22 protein-coding genes and 1 tRNA gene are annotated in these 24,366 nt (G+C 71.9%); 4 read left to right on the top strand and 19 right to left on the bottom strand.

Annotated features, from left to right (window positions below):
- Position 1: 1 nt before the first annotated feature.
- From folE to ESZ52_RS02250, 6 genes are all read right to left on the bottom strand, one after another.
- Positions 2–619 carry a GTP cyclohydrolase I FolE gene (gene folE, locus ESZ52_RS02275; RefSeq protein ID WP_131103509.1) on the bottom strand — a complete coding sequence of 206 codons (618 nt, stop codon included), beginning with the start codon at positions 617–619 and terminating at the stop codon, positions 2–4.
- Positions 600–2,642, bottom strand: a complete 2,043-nt coding sequence (ftsH, locus tag ESZ52_RS02270; protein WP_425600029.1) for an ATP-dependent zinc metalloprotease FtsH — start codon at positions 2,640–2,642, stop codon at positions 600–602. The genes folE and ftsH overlap by 20 nt, the downstream gene beginning before the upstream one ends.
- Before the next feature lie 172 nt (positions 2,643–2,814).
- A complete protein-coding gene (hpt, locus tag ESZ52_RS02265) occupies positions 2,815–3,366 on the bottom strand; it encodes a hypoxanthine phosphoribosyltransferase (RefSeq protein ID WP_131103508.1) in 552 nt (183 codons plus the stop codon).
- Between the two features lie 71 nt (positions 3,367–3,437).
- Positions 3,438–4,604 carry a tRNA lysidine(34) synthetase gene (locus tag ESZ52_RS02260; RefSeq protein ID WP_131103507.1) on the bottom strand — a complete coding sequence of 389 codons (1,167 nt, stop codon included), beginning with the start codon at positions 4,602–4,604 and terminating at the stop codon, positions 3,438–3,440.
- A gap of 126 nt (positions 4,605–4,730) precedes the next feature.
- Positions 4,731–5,888 (bottom strand): zinc-dependent metalloprotease, encoded by a 1,158-nt coding sequence (locus tag ESZ52_RS02255; RefSeq protein ID WP_131103506.1) that lies wholly within the window; start codon positions 5,886–5,888, stop codon positions 4,731–4,733.
- Between the two features lie 89 nt (positions 5,889–5,977).
- The gene (locus ESZ52_RS02250) at positions 5,978–7,501 is read right to left on the bottom strand and encodes a D-alanyl-D-alanine carboxypeptidase (RefSeq protein WP_131103505.1); all 1,524 of its coding nucleotides are present in this window, start codon (positions 7,499–7,501) and stop codon (positions 5,978–5,980) included.
- A 92-nt stretch (positions 7,502–7,593) separates the two neighbouring features.
- On the opposite strand from ESZ52_RS02250, the gene ESZ52_RS02245 reads away from it, so the two are divergent.
- Positions 7,594–8,115 (top strand): inorganic diphosphatase, encoded by a 522-nt coding sequence (locus ESZ52_RS02245; RefSeq protein ID WP_131103504.1) that lies wholly within the window; start codon positions 7,594–7,596, stop codon positions 8,113–8,115.
- A gap of 216 nt (positions 8,116–8,331) precedes the next feature.
- The gene (locus tag ESZ52_RS02240; protein ID WP_131103503.1) at positions 8,332–9,855 is read left to right on the top strand and encodes a DUF3352 domain-containing protein; all 1,524 of its coding nucleotides are present in this window, start codon (positions 8,332–8,334) and stop codon (positions 9,853–9,855) included.
- A gap of 126 nt (positions 9,856–9,981) precedes the next feature.
- Here ESZ52_RS02240 and ESZ52_RS02235 read toward each other — a convergent pair whose 3' ends face one another.
- The 11 genes from ESZ52_RS02235 to ESZ52_RS02185 all read right to left on the bottom strand — a co-directional run bounded on the left by ESZ52_RS02235 (position 9,982) and on the right by ESZ52_RS02185 (position 18,676).
- Positions 9,982–10,764, bottom strand: a complete 783-nt coding sequence (locus ESZ52_RS02235) for an ABC transporter permease (protein ID WP_131103502.1) — start codon at positions 10,762–10,764, stop codon at positions 9,982–9,984.
- On the bottom strand, positions 10,761–11,672 hold the full coding sequence (locus ESZ52_RS02230) for an ABC transporter ATP-binding protein (RefSeq protein ID WP_131106373.1): 912 nt from the start codon (positions 11,670–11,672) through the stop codon (positions 10,761–10,763). Before ESZ52_RS02230 ends, ESZ52_RS02235 begins: the two co-directional genes overlap by 4 nt.
- Positions 11,672–11,974, bottom strand: coding sequence for a transcriptional regulator (locus tag ESZ52_RS02225; RefSeq protein WP_131103501.1), 303 nt, complete (start codon positions 11,972–11,974; stop codon positions 11,672–11,674). Before ESZ52_RS02225 ends, ESZ52_RS02230 begins: the two co-directional genes overlap by 1 nt.
- The gene (locus tag ESZ52_RS02220) at positions 11,971–12,636 is read right to left on the bottom strand and encodes a hypothetical protein (protein ID WP_131103500.1); all 666 of its coding nucleotides are present in this window, start codon (positions 12,634–12,636) and stop codon (positions 11,971–11,973) included. The genes ESZ52_RS02225 and ESZ52_RS02220 overlap by 4 nt, the downstream gene beginning before the upstream one ends.
- A gap of 221 nt (positions 12,637–12,857) precedes the next feature.
- Positions 12,858–12,934: transfer RNA gene (locus tag ESZ52_RS02215), tRNA-Thr, on the bottom strand.
- Between the two features lie 65 nt (positions 12,935–12,999).
- Entirely contained in the window at positions 13,000–14,628 is a 1,629-nt protein-coding gene (locus tag ESZ52_RS02210) for an alpha/beta hydrolase (RefSeq protein WP_238154324.1), read from the bottom strand.
- A 35-nt stretch (positions 14,629–14,663) separates the two neighbouring features.
- Positions 14,664–15,821 carry a DNA polymerase III subunit delta' gene (locus ESZ52_RS02205; RefSeq protein WP_131103498.1) on the bottom strand — a complete coding sequence of 386 codons (1,158 nt, stop codon included), beginning with the start codon at positions 15,819–15,821 and terminating at the stop codon, positions 14,664–14,666.
- Positions 15,818–16,510: a dTMP kinase gene (tmk, locus tag ESZ52_RS02200; protein WP_131103497.1), complete on the bottom strand. Its 693-nt coding sequence runs from the start codon at positions 16,508–16,510 to the stop codon at positions 15,818–15,820. The genes ESZ52_RS02205 and tmk overlap by 4 nt, the downstream gene beginning before the upstream one ends.
- A 47-nt stretch (positions 16,511–16,557) precedes the next feature.
- Positions 16,558–17,319 (bottom strand): MerR family transcriptional regulator, encoded by a 762-nt coding sequence (locus ESZ52_RS02195; RefSeq protein ID WP_131106372.1) that lies wholly within the window; start codon positions 17,317–17,319, stop codon positions 16,558–16,560.
- Positions 17,320–17,361: 42 nt separating this feature from the next.
- Positions 17,362–17,871, bottom strand: a complete 510-nt coding sequence (locus tag ESZ52_RS02190; RefSeq protein WP_131103496.1) for an Lrp/AsnC family transcriptional regulator — start codon at positions 17,869–17,871, stop codon at positions 17,362–17,364.
- Between the two features lie 79 nt (positions 17,872–17,950).
- Positions 17,951–18,676, bottom strand: a complete 726-nt coding sequence (locus ESZ52_RS02185; RefSeq protein WP_131103495.1) for a winged helix-turn-helix domain-containing protein — start codon at positions 18,674–18,676, stop codon at positions 17,951–17,953.
- An 86-nt stretch (positions 18,677–18,762) separates the two neighbouring features.
- Between ESZ52_RS02185 and ESZ52_RS02180 the strand changes: the two genes are divergently transcribed.
- A complete protein-coding gene (locus ESZ52_RS02180) occupies positions 18,763–19,935 on the top strand; it encodes a trans-sulfuration enzyme family protein (protein ID WP_131103494.1) in 1,173 nt (390 codons plus the stop codon).
- A gap of 54 nt (positions 19,936–19,989) precedes the next feature.
- On the opposite strand, the gene ESZ52_RS19075 is transcribed toward ESZ52_RS02180, so the two are convergent.
- The gene (locus ESZ52_RS19075) at positions 19,990–20,571 is read right to left on the bottom strand and encodes a hypothetical protein (RefSeq protein ID WP_181009800.1); all 582 of its coding nucleotides are present in this window, start codon (positions 20,569–20,571) and stop codon (positions 19,990–19,992) included.
- A gap of 169 nt (positions 20,572–20,740) precedes the next feature.
- Positions 20,741–23,473 carry a type I DNA topoisomerase gene (gene topA / locus ESZ52_RS02170; protein WP_131103493.1) on the bottom strand — a complete coding sequence of 911 codons (2,733 nt, stop codon included), beginning with the start codon at positions 23,471–23,473 and terminating at the stop codon, positions 20,741–20,743.
- A 148-nt stretch (positions 23,474–23,621) separates the two neighbouring features.
- On the opposite strand from topA, the gene ESZ52_RS02165 reads away from it, so the two are divergent.
- A complete protein-coding gene (locus ESZ52_RS02165) occupies positions 23,622–24,323 on the top strand; it encodes a hypothetical protein (protein WP_131103492.1) in 702 nt (233 codons plus the stop codon).
- The last annotated feature ends 43 nt before the right edge of the window (positions 24,324–24,366 follow it).

Here is a 24,366-nt window from a genome sequence, read left to right as displayed (position 1 = left end):
GTCACGACCGCCCGCCCGTGACCAGGCTCATCGCCTCGGCGCGGGTGGCGGGATTGCGCAGCTGACCGCGCACGGTCGAGGTCACGGTGCGCGCCCCCGGCCGGCGGATGCCGCGCATCGACATGCACAGGTGCTCGGCCTCGACCACCACCAGCACCCCGCGTGGCGCAAGATGCTCCTCCAGTGCGTCGGCGATCTCGGTGGTCAGCCGCTCCTGCACCTGAGGGCGCCGGGCGAAGACGTCGACGAGCCTCGCCATCTTGGACAGACCCGCGACCCGGCCGTCCCTGGCCGGGATGTAGGCCAGGTGGGCGACCCCGTGGAAGGGCAGCAGGTGGTGCTCGCAGACGCTGTAGAGCTCGATGTCGCGCACGAGGACCATCTCGTTGTGGTCGACGTCGAAGGTGGTGCCCAGCACCTCACGCGGATGCTGGTGCAGGCCGCCGAAGATCTCGGCGTAGGACCGCGCCACCCGCGCGGGCGTGTCGAGCAGGCCGTCCCGTTGCGGGTCCTCGCCGATCGCCTCGAGGATCTCGCGCACGGCGGCCGCGATCCGCGCCTGGTCGACCTGGGGCGCCGCGGCGGTCGCCGGGTCGGGCTCAGTTCCCGGGGTCGACATGACCACCGTCCGGGACCTGGATCACCTCGACCGGCGGGTGCTCCTTGCCGTCGCTCGCCATCGGGTCGTGACCGTTGGCCATCGCCCGGCGTTCGGACTCGGTGAGCACCGGCCCGTCGTCGTGGACGCCACGGGCGTCGGAGGACAGCCAGACCGGACGCTCCGGACGGCGGCGGACCTCCTTGAACAGCTCGGCCAGGGCGGCGGCGTTGAGCGTCTCGTGCTCGAGCAGGTCCAGCACCAGCTTGTCCAGGAGGTGCCGGTTGTCGTTGAGCGCGTGCCAGGCCTCGTCATGCGCGGCCTCGATGAGGCGTCGCACCTCCTGGTCGACGACCCCGGCGAGGTTCTCGGAGTAGTCCCGCTCGTGGCCCATGTCGCGGCCCAGGAAGACCTCCGAGGAGCCGGAGCCCAGCTTGACCGCGCCGATCCGCTCGGACATCCCGAACTGGGTGACCATCTTGCGGGCCAGGCTGGTGGCCTTCTCGATGTCGTTGGCGGCGCCGGTGGTCGGGTCGTGGAAGACCATCTCCTCGGCCACCCGGCCACCGAGGGCGTAGGCGAGCTGGTCGAGCAGCTCGTTGCGGGTGGTCGAGTACTTGTCGTCCGCCGGCAGCACCATGGTGTAGCCCAGCGCACGTCCGCGCGGCAGGATCGTCACCTTGCTCACGGGGTCGGTGTGGTTCATCGCCGCCGCGACCAGCGCGTGCCCGCCCTCGTGGTAGGCGGTGATCTTGCGCTCCTTGGCGCTCATCACGCGGGTCCGCTTCTGCGGGCCGGCCATCACCCGGTCGATCGCCTCGTCCAGGTCGTGGTCGTCGATGATCTTCTCGTTCTGGCGGGCGGCCAGCAGCGCCGCCTCGTTGAGCACATTGGCCAGGTCGGCACCGGAGAAGCCGGGGGTGCGCCGCGCGATCGCCATGAGGTCGACGTCAGGAGCCAGGGGCTTGCCCTGGCCGTGCACCTGCAGGATGTGCAGACGACCGAGCATGTCGGGGGCCTCGACGGCGATCTGCCGGTCGAAGCGGCCGGGGCGCAGCAGCGCCGGGTCGAGGATGTCGGGACGGTTGGTGGCGGCGATGAGGATGACGTTGGTCTTGACGTCGAAGCCGTCCATCTCCACGAGCAGCTGGTTCAGGGTCTGCTCGCGCTCGTCGTGCCCGCCGCCGAGGCCGGCGCCGCGGTGGCGGCCGACGGCGTCGATCTCGTCGACGAAGATGATCGCGGGGGCGTTCTCCTTGGCCTGCTCGAACAGGTCGCGGACCCGGGAGGCACCGACACCGACGAACATCTCGACGAAGTCGGAGCCGGAGATGGAGTAGAACGGCACGCCCGCCTCACCGGCGACCGCACGCGCCAGCAGGGTCTTGCCGGTTCCAGGCGGGCCGTAGAGCAGCACACCCTTGGGGATCTTGGCGCCGACCTCGAGGAACTTGCGCGGCTCCTGGAGGAACTCCTTGATCTCGTGCAGCTCCTCGACCGCCTCGTCCGCCCCCGCGACGTCGGCGAAAGTGACCTTGGGCATGTCCTTGGTGGCCAGCTTGGCCTTGGACTTGCCGAACTGCATGACGCCCCGGTTGCCGCCCTGCATCCGCATCATCAGCCAGAGGAACAGTCCCAGGATGATGAGCAGCGGCAGGAAGTTGGCCAGGATGCTGACGAAGAGGTTGGGCTGGGAGACGTTGTCGGTCCACTCCCCGGCCGGGACATGCTCCTCGACCAGCGTGGTGATCTGCTCGCCACGGGCCTCGACGTAGTAGGCCTGGACCTGGTCCGTGGCCCCGATCCCCTCCTCCTCGTCCGCGAAGGTCTCCCCCTCCCGGAGGGTCATCTCGATCTGGTCGACGCCGATCGTGGCCGAGGCGACCTTCTCCTCGCGCAGCAGGTCCAGCGCGTCCGCGGTGTCGATGCGGGTGTAGGGGCTCTGCGAGAGCAGCGTGTACCAGAGGATGCCGAGCGCGAGGAAGAGGAAGATCCACATCCACGGGCTGGGCCTGGTGCGGGGCCGCGGTTTTGCTTGGCTCATGCTGGCGCGTTCGGGCCGGCGTCAGGCGCCGACCCGGTCCTCCTGGTCCGTCGTGCTGAAGGTTGACACATCTCCTGCCGACAACGTGCGGCAGGACCCCGCTTGTTCCGCGCCGCCGCCTCGGCGGGGGCCCGGCGCGAGCGCGGGCGCACGGTCGTGCTCACGGTCGCACTCACGAGTACACGTGCGGGGCGAGGGTGCCGATCACCCGTAGGTTGCGGTACTTCTCGGCATAGTCCAGCCCGTAGCCCACCACGAACTCGTCGGCGATGTCGAACCCGACGTAGCGCACGTCGATCTCGACCTTGGCCGCCTCCGGCTTGCGCAGCAGGGTGACGATCTCCAGGGAGGCCGGCCCCCGCGAGCGCAGGTTGGCGCTGATCCAGGACAGGGTCAGGCCCGAGTCGATGATGTCCTCGACGATGAGCACGTGCCGGTCGGTGATGTCGGTGTCGAGGTCCTTGAGGATGCGGACCACGCCGCTGCTCTTGGTGCCCGAGCCGTAGCTGGACACCGCCATCCAGTCCATCTCCGCGCTGCCGGGCAGGGCGCGCATGAAGTCGGCCATGACCATCACCGCCCCCTTGAGCACACCGATGAGCAGGACGTCCTTGTCGTGGTAGTCGGTCCAGACCTGCTCCGCGAGCTCGCGCAGGCGGTGCTGGATCTGCTCCTCGGTGAACATCACCGTGGCAAGGTCGTCTCCCATGTGTTCGGCGTCCACGCGCGGGCTCCTCAACAGGTCGGGGGCGGGTCGGTGCGCGGGCGCGGGCCGCCCGTCATCGGCCCATTCAACTACGTCGGCCGCTCCAGCCGTACCCGGTCCCCCTGGCGCCAGGCCCGGACCCCGCCCGGCAGGGGCAGCGGTCCCTGTCCCCGCCAGGCGGTGACCAGGCCGTCGACCGCGAGCAGGTGCGCGCTGGTCAGGTCGGTGCCGGGGCTCCCGGCTGCCAGCGCCAGGCGTCGCCACAGCCGGGTGCGCACGGCGCGGGGCAGGGCGGCCAGCCGGCCCACCTGCCACGGCTGGTCACCCAGCTCCCGGTATGCCGCCTCGGCGGCCTCGTCCAGCGCCATGACGTCGTCCCGCAGCAGCGAAGCGGTGCGGGCCAGGTTGGCCGCCAGACCCGGGCCGAGGTCCTCCTCCAGCTGCGCCAGCGCCCGCCGGGCCCGGACCCGGGCGAACCTGGGCTCCTCGTTGTGCGGGTCCTCCCACGGGGTGAGCCCCAGCTCCGCGCACGCCGCCCGCGTCTGCGCCCTGCTCACCCCCAGCAGCGGCCGCCCCAGCACCACCCCGCCCAAGTCCTCGTCCCCGCCCTCACCCTCTGCTTTGCCCTCACCCTCATCCCCGCCCTCACCATCTGTCCCGCCCTCATCCCCGACAGAACACGTCATAGGTCCCGACAGAACACGCGAAAAGCCGCCACCGGACACGTCAGAAGCCCCGACAGAGCACGCCGAGGAGTCCGACAGAACACGCGATGCGGGCATTCCCGCCAACGCCCGCGAGCCGGATCCTCGCGCAAGTCCCAGCAGAACCTGCTCGGCCTGGTCGTCGAGGGTGTGGCCCAGGAGCACAGCTGAGGCGCCCAGCCGGTCCGCGGTGGTGCGGAGCGCGGCATACCTCGCCCGCCGTGCGTCCGCCTCGGGCCCGGCGCCGGTCTGCTCGACCTGCACGCCCACCACCTCCACCGGCCCCTCTTCGGGGAGCAGCCTGCGGGCGACGGCGGCGGCGGAGTCCGCGACCTCGCTCGAGCCCACCTGCAGGCCGTGGTCGACGATGACGGCGCCGACGCGTAGCCCGGCCCGAGGGACCACGAAAGCGGCCGCGGTGAGGAGGGCGAGGGAGTCCGCCCCGCCGGAGCAGCCCACGACGACCAGCGCCCTTGCCGGGAACGACTCCTGGGCCAGCCACCGCCGCACGGCCACACGGCAGGCGGCGGTCGCAGGCGGTGGGCCGGGCATGCTCAGAGCCTAGGTCGTGATGGACGTGCTCTGTCAGTCCCCTTCACGTGTCCTGTCGGGCCTTGTGCCGTGTTCTGTCGGGCCTTGTGCCGTGCTCTGTCGGGCCTTGTGGCGTGTTCTGTCGGGTCAGCCGTGGACGCGGTCGACCCAGGCCTGGGGGTCGGGGATCTCGGCAGCACGGGGCAGGGTGTCGGGGGAGCTCCAGACCGCGTTGAAGCCGTCGAAGCCCACGGCGTCGATGACCGTGCGGACGAAGATGGCACCGTCGTGGTACTGCCGCATCTTGGCGTCCATCCCCAGCAGCCGGCGCAGCATCTTGTCGACGTTCCCCGCGCCCTTGCGACGCTGGGTGAACTTGCGGCGGATCTCCTTGACGCTGGGGATCACGCTGGGCCCGACCTCGTCCATGATCACGTCGGCGTGGCCCTCCAGCAGCGACATCACCGCGGTGACCTCGGCCAGCCGGGCCCGCTGCTCCGGCGTGGCGACGATCTGGGTGATGTCCTCCTCGCCCCGCAGGACGCCGGGCAGCCTGCTGACGATCTCGCTCATCCGCTGACCCATGTTCTCCGGCTCGGGCAGCACCTGGCTGCCCATCGAGCGCGCCTCGGCGATCAGGTGCTCACGCAGCCACGGCACCGCGGTGAACTGCACCCGGTGGGTCTCCTCGTGCAGCGCGACCCACAGCCGGAAGTCCGACGGGTTCACCTTGAGCTCGCGCTCGGCCGCCAGGATGTTCGGCGCGACGAACAGCAGCCGGGGCGTCCCCTGCGGCGCGAGGTCGTACTGCCCCAGCACCTTGGTCGAGACCCAGGACAGGATCCCAGCCACCTCGGTGCCGGTGACCTTGCCCGAGATGGCCTGCGAGGCGGAGCCCAGGTCGGGCAGCGTGCGACCGGCCCGCTCGGCCCTCTCCCGGTCAGCCGCCCGCTTGCGCGCCACCACGTCGTCCAGGACCGGGGCGAGCATGGCTCCCATCGACGCAGCGTTGGTCCGGATCCACCCGGCCCGGTCCACCACCAGCGCCGGTGGCGCCCCGGGCGGAGTCTCCAGGCGTGCGGTCCGAGCCACCAGGTCCACCGCACGCTCCCCCGCCTGCCGCAGCTCCGCCACGAGCTGGGTGATCTCCCGACGGTCCGCCTTGGGTCCGGGAGGGGCCAGCCGGCTGGCCGCGGCCCCGGCGAAGTCCCAGTCGACCAGCGCGCTGCCGGACACGTCCGTGGGCTCGGGGCGGACGGAGGTCTCCGTGGAGGTCGCGGTGGGGCTCGGCGTGGGTTCGGTCATCTCTCGACGGTATGTCGTGCCGCCACCGGCTGGCGACTCGGGCGGCGGGGCAGCAAGCGCGGCGGGGCAGCAAGCGCTGCTCGCGGGCGTCAGCAGCCGCAGCGGGCGAGCTCGGCCACGATCTCGTCGAGCACGGACGCCGCCTCCAGGGCGGCCGAGCCGGACTCGATGTCGTCGGCCGCGACGGCGAAGGCCAGCAGCCTGCCGTCCGCGGTGACCACGGTGCCGGCGAGCGCCGTCACGCCCGGGAGGGTCCCGGTCTTGGCCCTGGCGTTGCCGACGGCTGGCGCGTGCACGGGCAGGTGGAAGCGCATGCCGTTGCCGAGGGTCCCGGTGTAGCCGGCGATGGGCAGACCGCCAGCGGCCAGCACCTCCTGCAGGTGGGGGTGCGAACCGTCCGCAGCCGCGACGAGCACCTCGGCCACCACCTCCATCGACAGCAGGGTGCCGTCGGAGAGCCCGCTGGCGTCCGCGATCCGCATCCCGGTGAGGTCAAGGCCCAGGTCCTCGGTCATCGTCTCCCGGACCCAGGCCATCACCGACTCCTGGTCGGGGCTCCGGCCGGCGGCGACCGCCGCCTGGCGGGCCAGCTGCTCGAACATCGCGTTGTCGCTGGTGGCGGACGCCAGTGCCAGCACATCACGCAGGGCGGCGGACTCGACGGCGGCGAGCTCGACGGCCGCCGCCGGCGCGGTCACCACCTCGGCACGCACGCTCTCGCCGTCGGAGCCGCCGGCCCCGGTGACGTCGAGACCCTGCCCGGCCAGCGCCTCACGGAAGACGCGGGCCACCTCCTGCTCCGGCTCGCGCGGGGAGGGGTCGTACGGCAGTGCCCTGTCCCCGGCGCGGCCGAGCTGCACGATCCGCCCGGTCCAGCCCTCGTCGACCCAGTGGTCGCTCCAGGTCGGCATCACGTGCGGGCCGGACACGTGGGAGAGGTCCAGGCTCACCGTGACCGGACCGCCGGTGCCGGCCTCGGCGCTGGCGGTGCTCGCCGCGCCGTCGGCAACGTTCTCTCCTGCGCGCAGGGCGGCGGCGGTCTGCGCCGCGAGGTCGCCGATGCCCGCGTGCCCGGCCACGGCCTCCGGGTCACCCTCGCCGTCGGCGAGGAGCATGTCACCGCCGGCCACGAGGACGACCTCTCCCGGTCGCTCCCCCGTCACCACGCGCGTGGTGAAGGTGGTGGCCGGGTCCAGCGCGGAGACGATGGCCGCGGCCGAGAGCAGCTTGGTGGTGGAGGCCGGTGTCACCGGTCGTCCGGAGTGCCGGTCAGCCAGGCTCTCACCCGTGAGCGCGTCGCGGATCGCGATGCTGCGGCGGTTGCTGGGGCCCAGCCAACGGCTGTCCAGCTCCTCGGCGATCTGCAGCGCCAGCGGCCCCCGCTCGGGGACCGGGGCTGCGCGCACGTCCCCGAGCGGGTCGAGGAAGGCGTTGGGGCGGGGACGCGCGTCGGCCGTGGTGGTCTCCGCGGGGTCGGTCCCAGTGGCTGCCGGCTCATGGGTGGAGACGACAGGCTCGGTCGTCTCTGCGTCGGTCGAGGCGGCCGCCCCACCCCCCTGGACGGCCCCGAGCAGGAGGGCGCCGACGACGGCGGAGGTGACCGCATACCTCATCCTTGACCTCCAGATGGCACCCGCGCCCCACGATGAGGGACACTGGGGTCCGAGCCTAAGCCGTTCCCCGTGCAACAGATAAGAGAGCACCGATGCAGTTCGACGTCACGATCGAGATCCCGCAGGGCAGCCGGAACAAGTATGAGGTGGACCACGCCACCGGTCGCATCCGGCTGGACCGCATGCTGTTCACCGCGACGCGCTACCCCGCGGACTACGGCTACATCGAGGACACCCTGGGCGAGGACGGTGACCCGCTGGACGCGCTGGTGCTGCTCGACGAGCCGACGTGGCCCGGCTGCCTGGTGGCCGCGCGCCCGATCGGGATGTTCCACATGCGCGACGAGGCCGGCGGCGACGACAAGATCATCTGCGTCCCGGCGGAGGACCCGCGCAAGCTGGCCATCCAGGACCTCGACGACATCGGCACCCACACCCGGCTGGAGATCCAGCACTTCTTCGAGGTCTACAAGGACCTGGAGCCGGGCAAGTCGGTCGAGGGCGCGCACTGGGCCGGCAAGGAGGACGCCGAGCGCGTCTACCACGAGGCCGTCCAGCGGGCGAAGGACGCAGGTCTGTCCACCGCGCGCTGGCCGCTGCCGCAGCACGACTGACCACCATCCCCGACCCTGCCGGGAAAGACGTCGGGAACCGGGGCGAGCGGACCGCCGTCGTAGGACCGCTGCTCCCCACGGGGACCACCGCACGGCCTAGCCGTCGCGACTAGTCATGTCGACCAGCCGCACGCACTAGCATGGGGCGGGGGTGTACCGCGAGGCGCGGCGCTCCAGAGGCGTGGGCACCGGCCCGCACGAGACCAAGGGGAAACCATGACGACTGTGACCGAGAACCCCGGCGGAGACCTCGCCGAGAGCCGTGGCAAGAAGCCGTGGCTGCTGATCGGCGGTGGCGTGGCCGCCGCCGTCCTGATCAGCGGCGGCGCCTACGCCGTCACCATGCTGGGCGGCGGCGGGGACCGGCCGGCCAGCGTCCTGCCCGGTGGCGCCGCCATGTACGCGCAGGTCGACCTGGACCCCGAGGCGGGCCAGAAGATCTCCGCGGTGCGCTTCTTCCAGGGTCTGGACCCCGAGCTGCGCGAGCAGTTCAGCGAGGGCCAGTGGCGCGAGTGGGCCTGGAACCAGCTCCGCGACGAGCTCGACGGCGGGGAGGACATCGACTTCGAGACCGACATCGAGCCCTGGCTGGGTGACCGCGCCGGCCTCGCCCTGCTGCCCCAGGGCGAGGGCGAGGACCCCCTGGTGACGATCGCGCTGCAGGTGCAGGACGGGGACGCCGCCCTGGCGTTCTTCGACGAGCACGCGCAGAACGAGGCCGACGTGGCGTACTGGCTGGAGAGCGACTACGTCCTCTTCACCGAGCAGGACGCGCAGCAGACCGTCCAGGCGGCCATCGCCGAGGGCACCCTGGCCGAGAACGAGACCTTCGCCTCCGACATGGACGACCTGGGCGAGGCGGGGATCATGGCGTTCTGGGCCGACACCGCCGAGCTGGACGACATGCTGGTCGCGGGTGCCAACCCGGCCATGGCGATGACCGGGGACATGGTCGACTCCGAGATGCCCGAGGTGGCCGGCCGTACGGCCGCCACCGTGCGGATGACGCCCGACGCGATCGAGCTGCACGGCGTCACCCGCGGCGCCGAGGGCGTGGCGATCCCCGAGAACAGCGACGTCGACTCCCTGGTCACCCAGCTGCCGGCGGACACCGCAGTGGCTCTCTCCCTGGAGAACGGCGCGGCGATGATCCAGTCGGCCTGGGACTACTACGCGGAGCAGAGCCCTGAGGAGGTCGCCGACATCACCCAGGAGGCCGCCGCGGCGGGCTTCTCCCTGCCGGACGACATCAAGATGGTCCTGGGTGACTCGATGGCGCTCTCCGCCGGCTCCGACATCGTCGAGGCCTTCATGAACGTCAGCCCCACGGACAGCGGGATGCCGGCCCTGCCGATCGGCTACCGCGCGGCGACGGACACCGAGCGGCTGCAGACCATGCTCACCGAGAACGGGCTGGGTGCGGGCGTGCTGGCCCTGCGCGAGGACGACGGCGTGCTGACCCTGGGCGTGGACCAGGGCTACGTCGACACCCTGGCGGAAGGCTCCGGCGAGACCCTGGGCGAGAGCGACCTCTTCACCGCGGCCGTGGCCGACGCCGACAACGCCCAGATGGTGCTCTTCGTCAACGTCAACCCCTTCGAGCAGTACTACCTGCCGGAGGTCACCGACGCCAACACCCGCTCCGCGTTGGAGCAGCTGGGCGCGGTCGGGATGTCGGGCACCAACGAGAGCGACAGCGACGGGCACTTCACCGTCCGCTTCATCGCCGACCCGGAGTGACCGGTCGGCGTCTGCGCTGAGCACGGACGACAGCGCCCCAGGCCGACGACCTGGGGCGCTCGTGCGTGTCGGAGCCGTTAGGCCTCGACCACCGAGGGGAGGTGCTCGACCCGGACCCGGGGCCGCTCAGCGGAAGCGACGCCCCTCGTCGCGCCGGTAGGCCAGCACCGCGAGCGCGGTGAACAGCACGCCCCAGGCCACGAGCACCGGGAGCGCGAGCGGGTAGGCGCCTACGCCCGTGAGCGCCTCGACGAGCAGGTCCCGCCCGGCCCGGCTGGGCAGTGCCCGGGACAGCGTCTCGAGCCAGTCGGGGAACGTCTGGGGAGGCAGGAACAGGCCGCCGGCGAAGGCGAGCGGGAAGAGCACGACCTGGACGACGGCGATCGCCGCCTTGTTGCTCATCCGGTAGCCGATGGCCAGGCCCAGCATGAGGAAGGGCAGCGCGGTGGCGAGCAGCACCACGACGCCCAGGAGCAGGGTGGTGGCCGTCACCCGTGCCTCGGTGAGCAACCAGCCCAGCAGGATGAGGGGGACCAGCGCCGTGAGCGCGAAGAGGACGCCGGTCGCCACCCGGCCGGCCAGGCGCGGCAGGACGCCGGCGGGCAGCGTGCGGACATACCCGTCGAAGGGCAGGGCGCGGTCCTCGGCCACACCGGTGCCGAAGGTGAAGAGGTAGGCCGAGATGACGGCGAACAACGCCAGCTGCCCGACCGCGGTGGTGGCGGCGGTCGGGTCGGCGGCGACCTGCGGGCTGGGCACGACGAAGAAGACCATCGCCAGGCTCGGGAACAGCAGGTTGCCGATGACGGCGATCGGGATGCGGACCGTCTCCAGGACGTTGAACCGGGTATGCAGCCAGACGAGCCGCAGGGGCCCCGGCGCCCGGGTCGGTGCCGTGGTGCTGGTCATACCGCCATCTCCTTGTCGGTCGTGCTGGCCGCGTCACCGGTCAGGGCGAGGAACGCCTCCTCCAGCGAGACGCCGCGCACCTCCAGCCCGCGGTAGGGGATCAGGTCCTGGACCAGGGCTCGGACGAGGGCGTCGGAGTCACTGGTCAGCAGCCGCCGGACGGCCCCCTCGTCGGTGACCTCGGTGACGCCCGGCAGTGCGGCGAGCTGCTCGCGAGGAGCGTCGGTCTGCAACGACACCCGGCGGACGTTCACCTGGGCGAGCACCTCGCCGATGGCGCCGTCGACGAGCACCCGTCCCTCGCCGATGACGACGACGCGCTCGGCCAGCGCCTCGACCTCCTCCAGGTAGTGGCTGGTGAGCACGATCGTCGCGCCGTCGGCGTGGTAGTCCCGTAGCGCCTGCCACAGCCCCCGGCGCGCCTCGACGTCCAGGCCGGTCGTCGGCTCGTCGAGCAGCACCAGGCGGGGGCGGCCGACGAGCGAGAGCGCCACGGCCAGCCGCCGCTTCTGCCCGCCGGACAGACCACCGGTCTGGCGGTCGACGAGCCCGGTGAGCTCGAAGCGCTGCAGCGCCTCGGTCCGGCTCATCGGGTCGGCGTAGTGCCCGGCGACGAAGTCGACCACCTCGCCCACCTTGAGGGTGGGAGGCAGGCCCGTCTCCTGAGGCGTCGTCCCGAGCGACAGCCGCGCGGCGGGGTTCCGGGGGTCGGCGCCGAAGATGCGCACGCTGCCGGAGTCCGGGCGGCGCTGGCCGTTGACCAGCGAGAGCAGCGTCGTCTTGCCGGCGCCGTTGGGCCCGAGCAGGCCGACCAGCTCGCCGGCCCCCACCTCCAGGCTGACGTCGTCGAGGGCGACGACCTGGCCGAAGGTCCTGCGTGCGTGCTGCACGCTGATGATCGTCTCCATCATGGGGTGCCTCTCAGTAGGGCTTCCAGGGACTCGGTGTAGGTCTCGAAGGCGCGGCGGCCCCCTGTGCTCAACGACACATAGGTGACCGGGCTGCGGCCTTCGATGAGCTTCTCGACGTCGACGTAGCCGGCGTCCTCGAGCTTGCGCAGGTGGGTGGACAGGTTCCCCGGAGTCATGTCCAGGACCTGCTGCAGCTTGGTGAAGGTGAGCCGGTCCTTCGGCCCCAGCGCGGCCAGCGCCGCCATCACCCGCAACCGGGACTGGGCGTGGATGACCGGGTCGAGCTCGATGTCGGTCATGACGCGGGCCGTCTGCTGGTGACCGCCTCGACCGTGGCCGCGACGAGGAACCCACCCCCACCAGCGAGCGCCATCAGCAGGTAGTTGGTCGGCGCGCCGGCGAGCGAGGCCAGACCGGCGACCAGCGCGACCCAGGCCCCCAGGGCGAACATGCGGCCCTCGCGCCAGACGATGCCGCCGGCCAGGTAGAGCAGTCCGACGACCAGGCAGCTGACACCGTTGCTGAGGACAGCCATGACCTCTGGGCTCGCGCCGGCCCGGACGGCGCCCGCAAAGATGAGACCCGCCGCGACGAAGCCGATCGCCCACGCACCGCCGTACATCGCACCGACCGTCGCGGAGTCACCGCCGACCCCCGAGGCGCGGCGCGTGGTGTGCACCGCGGTGACGGCGACGGCCGAGGCGAGCAGACCCACGAAGATGGCGAAGGCCCACCAGGGCGAGGAGCCGTCGTCGAAGGTCAGGTAGAGGGCGAGGTAGCCGATGAGCCAGGCCAGGCCCCAGGCGGTCGCGATGACGGCCAGCGTCGGGCTCGTCCGGCGCCGGGTGCTCTCTCGTTGGGCGGCGATGAGCGCGAGCAGCGCAGCGGGGTCGTCCCGGGCGGGCAGGACGTCGTCACCGTCGCTGGGCTCCCGTCTCCAGGCCTGGTCGAACTGAGCCATCACACCCTCGCTTCCGTCAACTACTTTGTCTTGCAAAGTACTTTGCCACACGGCACCTGCGTACGGCAACGGGTATCGCCAGGCAACCTGGACCGGCAGGACCGGCAGGACCGGCAGGACCGTCGGGGCCCCCGCCCCCGGTCCGCGGTCGCCTCCTGAGGGCCAACGCAGAAGTGCAGGCCAGCACGTGTCCTTTGGACACGGCCTGACCTGCACCTGGTTGGAGCCGCCTAAGGGAATCGAACCCTTGACCTATTCATTACGAGTGAATCGCTCTGGCCGACTGAGCTAAGGCGGCGTACTGCGCGAGGCAGCCAGACGAGGATACCTGACCCCCGCGGAGCGCCCAAACAGCTCAGCAGCTCAGCAGTTCAGCCCGTCCTCCGGCACGGTGCCCTCCACGAGGTAGCTGTCGACGGCGTCCTGGACGCAGTCGTTGGAGCGTCCGTAGGCGGTGTGGCCGTCACCGTCGAAGGAGACCAGCACCCCGGGGTCGAGGATGTCGGCCAGGCTCACCGCCCACTCGTAGGGGGTCGCCGGGTCGCGGGTCGTGCCGATGACCACGATCGGATCGGCGTCGGACGCGGAGTAGTCCTCGATCGTCTCCTGAGCCTCGGCCGGCCAGTACTGGCAGGCGCCCTCCCCCGCCAGGTAGCGGCCCCAGGTCGGGGAGACCTCCTCGAACTGCTCCAGCACCGCGTCCGGGTCCAGCTCCTCCTCGCCGGCCGGCCGGTCGAGGCAGTTGACGGCATAGATGGCCTGCATGCCGTTGCCGTCGTAGCTGCCGTCGCTGCTGCGCGAGGCGTAGAGGTTGGCCAGGAACATCAGCATCGTCCCGTCGCCCTCCTGGGCCTGGGCGAAGGCCTGGGACAGGATCGGCCAACCTGCCTGGTCGTACATCGCGACGATGATGCCGTACATCCCCCAGCCCTCGGTGAGCTCCTCGACCACGTCGCCGCGCACGGGGAGCGGGGTGGCGTCGAGGTCGTCGAGGAAGGCGGGGATGGCCGCCATCGCGGTGTCCACGTCGTCACCCAGCGGGCAGTCGCCGCCGGCGACGCAGTCCTCGACGTAGGCCCGGGTCGCGCGTTCGAACCCCTCCGCCTGGCCGAGGCCGACCTCCAGCCCGCTGATCGTGGGGTCGATGGCGCCGTCGAGCACCAGGCGGCCCACGCGCTCGGGGAAGAGGCTGGCATAGGTGGCGCCCAGGAAGGTGCCGTAGGAGGCGCCGAGGTAGGCAAGCTGGTCATCGCCGAGCGCCGAGCGCAGGATGTCCATGTCGCGGGCGGCCTCGACGGTCGAGACGTGGCCCACCAGCTCCGGGGCGTTCTCCGCGCAGGCGGCGGCGAACTGCTGCATCAGCTCCCTGGACTCCGCCTCCTCCTCCGGGGTCTCCGGTGTGGGGTCGGCGCCCAGCAAGGTGTCCATCTGCTCATCGGTGAAGCACTCGATCGGTGCCGACCGGGCGACGCCGCGCGGGTCGAAGCCGACCACGTCGTAGACCTCGCGCACCTCGGCGGAGACCACCATCGGCGCCAGCATCGCGTAGTCGACCCCGGACGCACCGGGACCACCAGGGTTGACGACCAGCGAGCCCTGGGCCTGGCCGACGGCCGGCGAGCGCAGCAGCGCCAGCTCGATGGTGGCGCCACCGGGGTCCTGGTAGTCGAGCGGCACCATGAGCCCTGCGCACTCGAAGCTGCCCTCGCAGCTGCTCCACCCCAGCTCCTGGCCGTAGAAGTCCTCCAGCCCCTCCGGGGCGTCCTCGTCCGCCGGGGGCCGCGCGGTGCCGGCGGGCGCCGATGAGGCCGAGGAGCCCGCCTCCCCGGTCTCGCCTCTGTCGCCGGCCTCCTCGGCGCTCGTGCCGTCCTGGTTGCCGCTCGGGCCGGTGCCGTCCGGGCTCGCGTCGTCGCCCTGCTGGCACCCTGCCAGCAGGGCCAGGCTCGCCGCGACCGCGACCAGCCTGGCGCGGGGGGTGTGCAGTCTCGACACGTGTCGTCCTTCCGGGTGGTCCACCGCGGGTCGGCTCATGCGCCGCGCGGCAGGGTCAGGCCTATCATCATCGCCTCCAGGACCAGCAGGGGCGAGCCGTTGGCGATGAGGCGCTGGCGGGCCAGGCCGATCGTCTCCAGCGCACCCAGCAGCTCCTCCGGAGTCATCGCGAGGGCCAGCTTGTCGATCTGGTCCGGGTCGCTGGTGTTGACCTGGGCCACCTGGGCGCCGGTGGCCACGATGAGGGCGTCGCGGTAGGCCGAGGCCAGGTCGGTCAGCGCCGCGTCGATGCTGTCGTGCTGCTGGCGGCGGGCCTCGGCCTTGAGCCGGTCCTCCAGGCGGCGCAGGTGCGCCCGCACCGAGGGCGGCTGGGTCCGCGCCTGCGGGTCGGCCCCGACCTGCTCCAGCAGCGTACGCCGCTGCTGCTCGGCGTAGTCGTCCGAGGTTGCCCGGGCCCCTTCGCCGGCCTCCTGCACGAGGTCGGCCGCGGCCCGTAGCCCATCCCCGAGGGAACGCAGGGTGAGCGGGATCGAGACGATCTCGCGCCGGCGGGCGCGGGCGTGCTCGTCGGTGGCCAGCCGTCGGGCGATGCCGATGTGGCTCTGCGCCGCACGGGCGGCGTAGTGGGCCATCGACGGGTCGATGCCGTCCCGGCGCACCAGCAGGTCGGCGACCGCGGCCGCCGGGGGCGTCCCCAGCCGCACGTGCCGGCACCGCGAGCGGATCGTCACCAGCACGTCCTCCAGCGTCGGCGCGCACAGCATCCACACCGTCCGCGCAGTGGGCTCCTCCAAGGACTTCAGCAAGGTGTTGGCGGAGTAGTCGTTGAGCCGGTCGGCGTCCTCCACGATGATCACCCGCCAACGGCCGAGGCTAGGGCGGGCCTGGGCCTCGACGACGAGGGCCCTCGCCTCCTCGACCTTGATGAAGGTCTGCTCCGTGTCGACCACCCGCACGTCCGGGTGGCTGCCGGCGAGGACCATCCGGCACGGCTGACACTCACCGCACCCGGCCCCGTCCGGGTGCCTCTCGCACTGCAGGGCAGCCGCGAAGGTCCGGGCCGCGACCGAGCGCCCGGAACCCGGTGGCCCGGTGAACAGCCAGGCGTGCGTCATCGCGCCGGGCACCGTGGCCGCCTGCTGCAGCGTGCCGACGACCCGCTCCTGGCCGACCAGCTGGTCGAAGACGCTCACCCGAGCCGCTCCTGCGCCGCGACCTTGCCGCGCTGCGACAGGAGCTCGGTGACCCGCCGGCGGATCGCCGCGGCCAGCTCCGCCACGGGCCGGGAGGCGTCGAGCACCAGGTAGCGGCCGGGCTCGCGAGCGGCGAGGTCGAGGAAACCCCGCCGGACCCGGTCGTGGAACTCGTCCGTCTCGCGCTCCAGCCGGTCGTGCACCTCGCCTCGACGCGCCCGGCCCTCGCGCGCGCTGACGTCGAGCAGCACGGTGAGGTCGGGCACGAGGCCTTCCACGGCCCACAGCGACAGCTCGCGCACCTCGTCATGGCCCAGCGCCCGCGCCGCCCCCTGGTAGGCGACGGAGGAGTCGAGGTAGCGGTCGGAGAGCACCACCTGCCCGGCCAGGAGTGCGGGTCGCACGAGGGACGCGACGTGGTGCGCCCGGTCTGCGGCGAAGAGCAGGGCCTCCGCGCGCGGGCTGACCGAGCCGTCCTCGCCGTGCAGGAGCAGCTCGCGGACCTGGCGTCCCAGGGCGGTGCCCCCGGGCTCACGGGTATGCCGCACGGCATACCCCTGGTCGGTCAGCCACTGGCCCAGCAGCCCGGACTGGGTGGACTTCCCGGCCCCGTCGCCACCCTCGAAGGCGACGAACAGCCCGCCGCCGTGGCCGCGTGTCGCGGGCGGCGGCGGGATCTGCTCGGTCACGTGGGGAAGCCTACGGGACGGCACCGACGGTGCCGGCCCGTCCACAGTCAGCCGCGTGCGGCGTTGGCCACGACAGCGTCGCGGACGTATCGCGCCAGACCCTCGTGGATGTCCTCGTAGGTCTTGGTGAAGCGCGGGTCGGCCACGTACATCTCGGCGATGTTGGCGTGCAGCTCGCGCGGGCAGTCGTAGAACCACGTGCAGATCTGCTGGCGCGCGGCCTCGGCGACGTCCATCGCCGCCTGGGAGTCGGCCGGCACCCCGGAGGTGAGCAGCTCGACGAACCGGGCGTTGACCTCCTCACCCTCCGCCTTGATCTGCTCCCACTGCTCCTTGGTGTAGTTCTTGGCCCGCCGCTGGGACTGCTCCCAGGCCTCGGTGCCACCCCAGCGCTCCTCGGCCTCCCGGGCGTAGCCGTCGTCGAACCCGTCGCCGAACAGCTCGCGCCGCTCCTCCGCAGTGATCTGGTAGTCGTTCATCTGTGCCTCCAGGGCCTTGTCGATCGCGCTGACCAGCCCGGTGAGCTCGGTCAGCCTGTCCGTGACCGCTGCCCGCTGCCGCCGCAGGTGCGCGGTGACATCGGCGCCCGCCGCGAGGATCTCCCCGATCTGGTCGAGGGAGAAGCCCAGGCGGCGGTAGACGACGACGTGCTGCAGCCGCTGCAGGTCCGCCTCGGTATAGAGGCGGTAGCCGGCCCGGCTGCGCTCGGACGGCCGCACCAGGCCGATCTGGTCGTAGTGGTGCAGGGTGCGCACCGTGACGCCGACCTCGTCGGCGACCTGGCCGACCGTCCAGAGCTGCTCCGTCATCTCGATCACCCGATCAGCGTGGGCCCTGACGATGCGTGAGGGTCAAGCCGGTTCGCGCGGCAGGTCGTCCGGGCGGGTCATCGTGCCCCGTCCGCGCTGGCTCTCGAAGATCAGCGAGGTCTCGGCGTGCAGCACCCCGGGGCGGTTGGTGAGGTGGTCGAGCACGAAGTCGCGCAGGGCGTCCGCGCTGGGGCAGGCGACGTGGACGTAGTAGTCGATGGCGCCGGAGACGTGGAACGCGCCGAGCACCCCGGGCAGGGCGGGGACCTCCTCGGTGAACTGCTCGAAGTGGCTGCGGCGGTGGCCGCCGAAGCGGACGGCGATCATCGCCTCGACCGGTCGACCGACCGCGACCGGGTCGATGTCGGCGTGGATGCCGCGGATCACGCCCCGCTCGCGCAGGCTGCGCACCCGCACCAGGCACGTGGACTCGGCGATCCCCACCTCCCGGGCGAGCATCGCGTTGGACATCCTCCCGTCCTGCTCGAGCAGACGCACGAGCGCCAGGTCGACGGGGTCCAGGGGCTTGTGGTCACGAGGATTCTTCGGCACGACGCCAGGGTATGCCGCACGCGGGCGGCATACCCTGCGCCGCACCGCGCCCGACGGTCGAGGCGTCCGGCCGCTGCGCTCAGGTGACGCACGGGCTGGGGCGGGAGGCGAGACGGAATCCGGACCCCCGGACCGTCTCCACCATCACCGGGGCCTGGGCCTCGCCGAGCTTGCGGCGCAGCCGTTTCACGACCGCCCGCACCTGGGCACCGTCGCCGACGAAGCCGGTGGCCCAGACCTTGGTGGACAGCTCGGCGAAGGACCACACCCGGCCCTGGTCCGAGATGAGCGTCTGAAGGAGCGCGAACTCCAGCGGGGTCAGCCTGACGCTGTGCCCGCCCGCCCACGAGACGGTCCGCTCCGCCGCTCTCACCGTCGGCCCTGGGAGGCTGGGGGTCATCCCGGTGGGTGTTGAGGTGGGCGCTGGGGTGGGCGTTGAGGTGAGAAGGGTGACGGGCGCCGTGCCTGGACCGTGGGTGGGACCAGCGCCGGGAGCGGTGCGCAAGGGCAGGGTGTGCAGCAGCGCCTCGGCCTGCTCCGCGCTCGTGGTGACCAGGACGGGCACGTCCGCGGGGATGCTGGCCAGCAGCCGCTGCTGCTCGGCTCGGCTGGCCGCGACGATGACGATCAGGCTCGGGGCCGCGGTCGGGTGTCTCTGCGCCGCCGGGGAGACAGGCGAAGCAGGCGACGCCGGGGACGCCAAGGACACCTGCTGTCTCGGCGTCGACGCCGGTGCAGCGATGGACCGGGCGAGTTCCAGCGGGGTGCGGGCCGGCCGCTGTGCCTCGTGGGTGGTGACCCCCATGAGGAGCAGGATAGACCGGGTGACGGACTCCGCGCGCCCCCTTCGGAGATATTGACTCTGGGCCGCAGGCTCTGCACCATTGTCCTATGCCTGCCGAACATCTCAGCGTCGAGACCCGGTCCGTCCACGCAGGACGCGCGGACCTGACCGCCCTGGGCGTCCACGTGCCCCCGATCGATCTCTCCAGCACCTATCCCCTGCCCAGCGTCGAGGAGGGTGGCGAGGCGTACGACCAGATGGCCGGTGGCGGCGTCCGGGCCGAGGGCCAGACCGCCGTCTACCAGCGGCTGTGGAGCCCGGGCGTGGCCCGCTTCGAGGAGGCGCTGGCCGACCTCGAGGGCGGGGAGCACGGCGTCGCCTTCGCCTCGGGCATGGCGGCGCTCTCAGCCGTACTGCTGGCCTGCGTGTCGGCCGGCACTCCCCACGTGGTGGCGGTGCGGCCGCTCTACGGCGGCTCCGACCACCTGCTCGCCGGCGGGCTGCTGGGGACCCGCGTGACCTGGACAGACGCGGCCGGGGTCCGTGAGGCCATCGAGCCGGACACCGGGCTGGTGCTGGTGGAGACTCCGGCCAACCCCACCCTGGACCTGGTCGACCTGCGCACGGTCGTGGCGGCCGCGGGGCAGGTGCCGGTCATGGTCGACAACACCTTCGCCACTCCCATCCTGCAGCGCCCTCTGGAGCTGGGCGTCACTCTGGTCCTGCACTCGGTGACCAAGTTTCTCGCCGGGCACGGCGACGTCCTGGCGGGCGCGGTGGTGACGTCCACGGAGTGGGCCCAGCGGATCCGGCCGGTGCGCGCCATCACCGGCGCCGTGCTGCACCCCCTGTCGGCCTACCTGGCCCACCGTGGGCTGCAGACCCTGGCGGTGCGGGTCCTGGCCCAGCAGGACACAGCCCAGGTGGTAGCGCACTGGCTGACCCAGCATCCGGCCGTCCAGCGGGTGCACTACCCCGGCCTGGAGGGCGCCGACCCTGCCGGGCTGGTCGGGACCCAGATGTCCGGACCGGGCGCGGTGCTCGCCTTCGACGTCGGCAGCTACGACGGGGCCGCCGCCGTGGCGGAGGCGACCGAGCTGATCACCCACGCCGTGTCCCTCGGCGGCGTCGACACCCTGGTGCAGCACCCTGCGGCGCTGACCCACCGCCCGGTCACCGCCGACGCCAGGCCTGGCGAGGGCCTCCTGCGCCTCTCGATCGGGCTGGAGTCCTCCGCGGACCTCATCGCCGATCTCGACAAGGCCCTGTCGAACGCGTGACCCGGGCGCCTCAGGCGCCCGGGTCTCTCGAGGTGTCTCTGGTCGTGGCCTAGCTCACCAGAGGTACTTGGGGGCGGTGCGGGTCCACAGCCTGCCCAGGCCCAGGTAGGCCCAGGAGGCCGGGATGAGGGCGATGGCGATGAGGACCATCGCACCGGTGACGTGGTCGTCCAGGACCGGGTTGGTCACCATCGGCAGCGACGCGCCGTACATGAAGACGTACATCAGCGCACCCGCCAGGGCACCGACCCGGGCACCCATGCCCAGCAGCAGCGTCAGGCCGACACCGAGCAGACCCAGCATGAACAGCACGTCGATGACGACGTTGCCGGCCAGGGCGTTGTAGAAACCGGCCAGCGGACCCTCCACGCCGGACAGGTAGCCGGTGGTGGGGCTGCCGCCGTTGAGCCAGGCCCGCTCGGCAGGGGTGGCGAAGCCCAGGCCGAAGGTCTTGTCCAGGAACGCCCACAGGAAGTAGAACCCGAACGCGATCCGCACCGCGCCCAGGGCGTACCCGCCCGCGGTCGGCAGGACGTGCTCGCCGGTGCTGCGCTCCCCGGTGTGCCCCAGGGTGTGCTCGACGGTGTGCTCGCGAGGGTTGCGGGCGATGTCGGGACGGGGGGCGGTGGTGGTCATGTCAGCCAGCTCCTTGAGTGGTGTGTTTCTTGGTGGCTGACTCCAGCATCCCAACATCCGACAAGCCGTAGTAGAGGCGAGAGTCCGGACCTTCACGGGACCAAGGTCCCGGCCCCCTCCCGGTCGCGGGCAAAGCGTGTCGCCGGTCGCGGGCAAAGCGTGTCGCCGGTCAGGCCTTCTTGGTCGCCGTCTTCTTCGCCGTCGTCTTCTTCGCGGTCGTCTTCTTCGCGGTCGTCTTCTTCGCGGTCGTCTTCTTCGCTGCCCGCTTGCGGGTGGTGGGGCCCTTGGCGCGCTTCTCGGCGATCAGCTCGAAGGCCCGCTCCTGGGTCAGCGTCTCCGGGTCGTCGTCCTTGCGCAGGGTGGCGTTGGTCTCGCCGTCGGTGACGTAGGGACCGAACCTCCCGTCCTTGACCACGACCTTCTTGCCCGAGACCGGGTCCTCGGCGAACTCGCGCAGCGGCGGCTTGGCCGCACCACGACCGCGGGTCTTGGGCTGGGCGTAGATCGCCAGCGCCTCCTCCAGGGTGATGTCGAAGATCTGCGCCTCCGACTCCAGCGAGCGGCTGTCGGTGCCCTTCTTCAGGTAGGGACCGTAGCGGCCGTTCTGGGCGGTGATCTCCACCCCTTCGGCGTCGACCCCGACCACGCGCGGCAGCGACAGCAGCTTCAGCGCGGTCTCCAGGTCGATGGTGGCCAGGTCCATGTCCTTGAACAACGAGCCGGTGCGGGGCTTGACCTTGGCGGCCTTCTTCTTCGTGCCCGCCGGCGCCTCCTCCTCCGGGATCACCTCGGTGACGTAGGGGCCGTAACGGCCGGCGCGGGCGACGATCTCCCGCCCGGTCTCCGGGTCGGTGCCGAGCACGCGTCCGTCGTCGGCGGCGGCGGCCAGGAGCTCGGCCGCCTTCTCCGCGGTCATCTCGTCCGGCGCGATGTCGTCGGGCACGGTGGCCCGCTTGACCTCGCCGTCCTCCTCGACCTCGACGTAGGGCCCGTAGCGCCCGACGCGCACAACCGACCCGTCGCCGATCTGCACGGCGGACACGGCCCGGGCGTCGATGTCGCCGAGGTCCTGGACCAGGTCGCGCAGCCCCTCCGTCCGGCGGGCCTCGTCGCCGAAGTAGAACCGCTGCAACCAGGCCGCCCGCTGCTCGTCACCGCCGGCGATCCGGTCCAGGTCCTGCTCCATCGAGGCGGTGAAGTCGTAGTCGACCAGCCGCGGGAAGTGCTGCTCCAGCAGCTGGGTGACGGCGAAGGCCAGCCAGGTCGGGATCAGCGCCGAGCCGCGCGTCCGCACGTAACCACGGTCCTGGATGGTGCTGACTGTGGCCGCATAGGTGGAGGGTCGGCCGATGCCCTTCTCCTCCAGCGCCTTGACGAGCGTGGCCTCGGTGTAGCGGGCCGGCGGGCTGGTCTGGTGTCCCTGCGCCTCCGCGCGCAGCGTCTCCAGGCCGACCCCCTCGGACAGCTTGGGCAGGCGGCGGTCCATCTGCGCGTCGTCGCCGTAGCGAGACTCGTCCCGACCCTCCTCGTACGCGGCGAGGAAGCCGCGGAAGGTGATCACCGTGCCGGACGCGGCATACTCCGCGCTGCGGTATGCCGTACCGCCTGCCTGGGTGCCCTGAGGGAGGGCGGCGGTGAGCCGCACGCTGGCCGTCGAGCCCTTGGCGTCGGCCATCTGCGAGGCGACCGTGCGCTTCCAGATCAGCTCGTAGAGGGCGTACTCCTGGCCGCGCAGCTCGCCCGCGACCTGGGCGGGGGTGCGGAACCGGTCGCCGGCGGGCCGGATCGCCTCGTGCGCCTCCTGCGCGTTCTTCGACTTCTTCCCGTAGGCACGAGGGGTGTCGGGTACGTAGTCGGCGCCGTACATGTCCCGGGCCTGGGACCGTGCCGCGCTGATGGCCGAGCTGGACAGCGTCGTGGAGTCGGTGCGCATGTAGGTGATGTAGCCGTTCTCGTAGAGCCGCTGCGCGGTGCGCATCGTGCTCTGGCTGTTCAGCCGCAGCTTGCGGCTGGCCTCCTGCTGCAGGGTGGAGGTGGTGAACGGCGCCGACGGGCGGCGGGTGTAGGGCTTCTCGGAGACGTTGCTGACGACGACGTCCGCCTCGAGGGTGCCGGCGGCGATCGCCTGGGCGGCCGCGGCGTCCAGCTGGACCGCACCCGCGGTGCGCAGCGTCCCGTCGTCCCGGAAGTCCCGCCCGGTGGCCACCTTGGCCCCGTCGACGGAGCTGAGCTTGGCCTCGAAGGCCTGGCCGCTGTTGCCACCGGGGGCGAACTCGCCCTCGACGTCCCAGTAGGAGGCGGACCGGAAGGCCATCCGCTCCCGCTCGCGCTCCACGACCATGCGCGTCGCGACCGACTGCACCCGCCCGGCCGAGAGCCCCTGGCGCACCTTGCGCCACAGCACGGGCGAGACCTCATACCCGTAGAGGCGGTCCAGGATCCGGCGGCTCTCCTGCGCGTCGACCAGGTCCATGTCCAGGTCGCGGGTCTCGTGGACCGCCCGCTGGATGGCCTCCTTGGTGATCTCGTGGAAGACCATCCGCTTGACCGGGACCTTGGGCTTGAGCACCTCGAGCAGGTGCCAGGCGATGGCCTCCCCCTCGCGGTCCTCGTCGGTGGCCAGGTAGACCTCGTCGGCGTTCTTGAGCGCCCGCTTGAGCTCGGTGACCTTCTTCTTCTTGTCGGCGTCGACGACGTAGTAGGGGTCGAAGCCGTTGTCCACGTCGATCGCGAACTTGCCGTAGGGGCCCTTCTTCATCTCCGGCGGCAGCTCGGAGGGGTTGGGCAGGTCCCGGATGTGACCGATGCTGGCGTCGACGTGGTACTCCGGCCCGAGGTACTCCCCGATGCTCTTCACCTTGCCCGGCGACTCGACGATCACCAGTTTGCTGCCTGCGGCCATGTTCAGCTCCTCTTTCCCCCGTGTGCCGCGGATTCGTCGCAGCTTCGTGGCACGGGGCTTCCGGGCGTCACCGTAACCCATCGGGACGCACCGGCTACGCTGCATCCCCATGAAGGTGCGCGCAGGTGCAGGTCGCCCAGGGTCGGGTATGCGGCGTCGGACGCGAGCCGTCCTGCTGGCCACGGCGGTGGGTGCGCTGGCGCTGACCGGGTGCGACTCCGACGACGGGGACGGGGCCGACCAGCAAGCGGTGACCGGCGACGCCGACGGGGCGGGAGCCGCCGACGGTGACGGCGGGCAGGGGGCCACCCAGGCGGGCGAGCCCGTGCCGCCACCCACGGAGCCGGCCGAGATCGCGCCCGTGCCGCCGGAGCGCAGCGTCAGCGAGGACGGCAGCACCGTGCGAGTCGAGGGTGACCGGGCGGCGTTCGTGCTGCCCAGCGGCAATGTGGCCTGCGTCCTGTCGGAGGAGAACGCCTTCTGCCAGATCGTCGAGAAGTCCTACGACGTCCGCGCGGAGTTCATGATGCCCGACGTGCTGGGCGACTGCACCGTGGAGAACGCCGACACCATGACGATGACCAACGAGCCGGCGGCGTGGACCTGCGCTCCCGAGGACCTCGCGCCCTCGGCGGGGGTGGACCGGCTGGGCTGGTGGGCAGAGGAGCTGGAGGGCGAGACCCTGGACGCCGACGGTGGCCCGCTGGCCGTCCTGCCCTACGGCAGCACGATGGTGCACGGCCCCGTCTCCTGCGCGGCCAGCGAGAGCGGCGTCACCTGCCGGCACAGCGAGCTGGGCAACCGGGAGATCGTGCTGGCCCGGGACACCTACTGGATCCGCCGCTACTGAACCTCCCCCTGCGCGCCCGACAGGACACGTCGAAGAGCCCCAC

Origin of the sequence: Ornithinimicrobium sufpigmenti, from assembly GCF_004322775.1 — a bacterium.
GTDB lineage: Bacteria > Actinomycetota > Actinomycetes > Actinomycetales > Dermatophilaceae > Ornithinicoccus > Ornithinicoccus sufpigmenti.
This window is presented reverse-complemented; position numbering and strand designations above follow the sequence as displayed.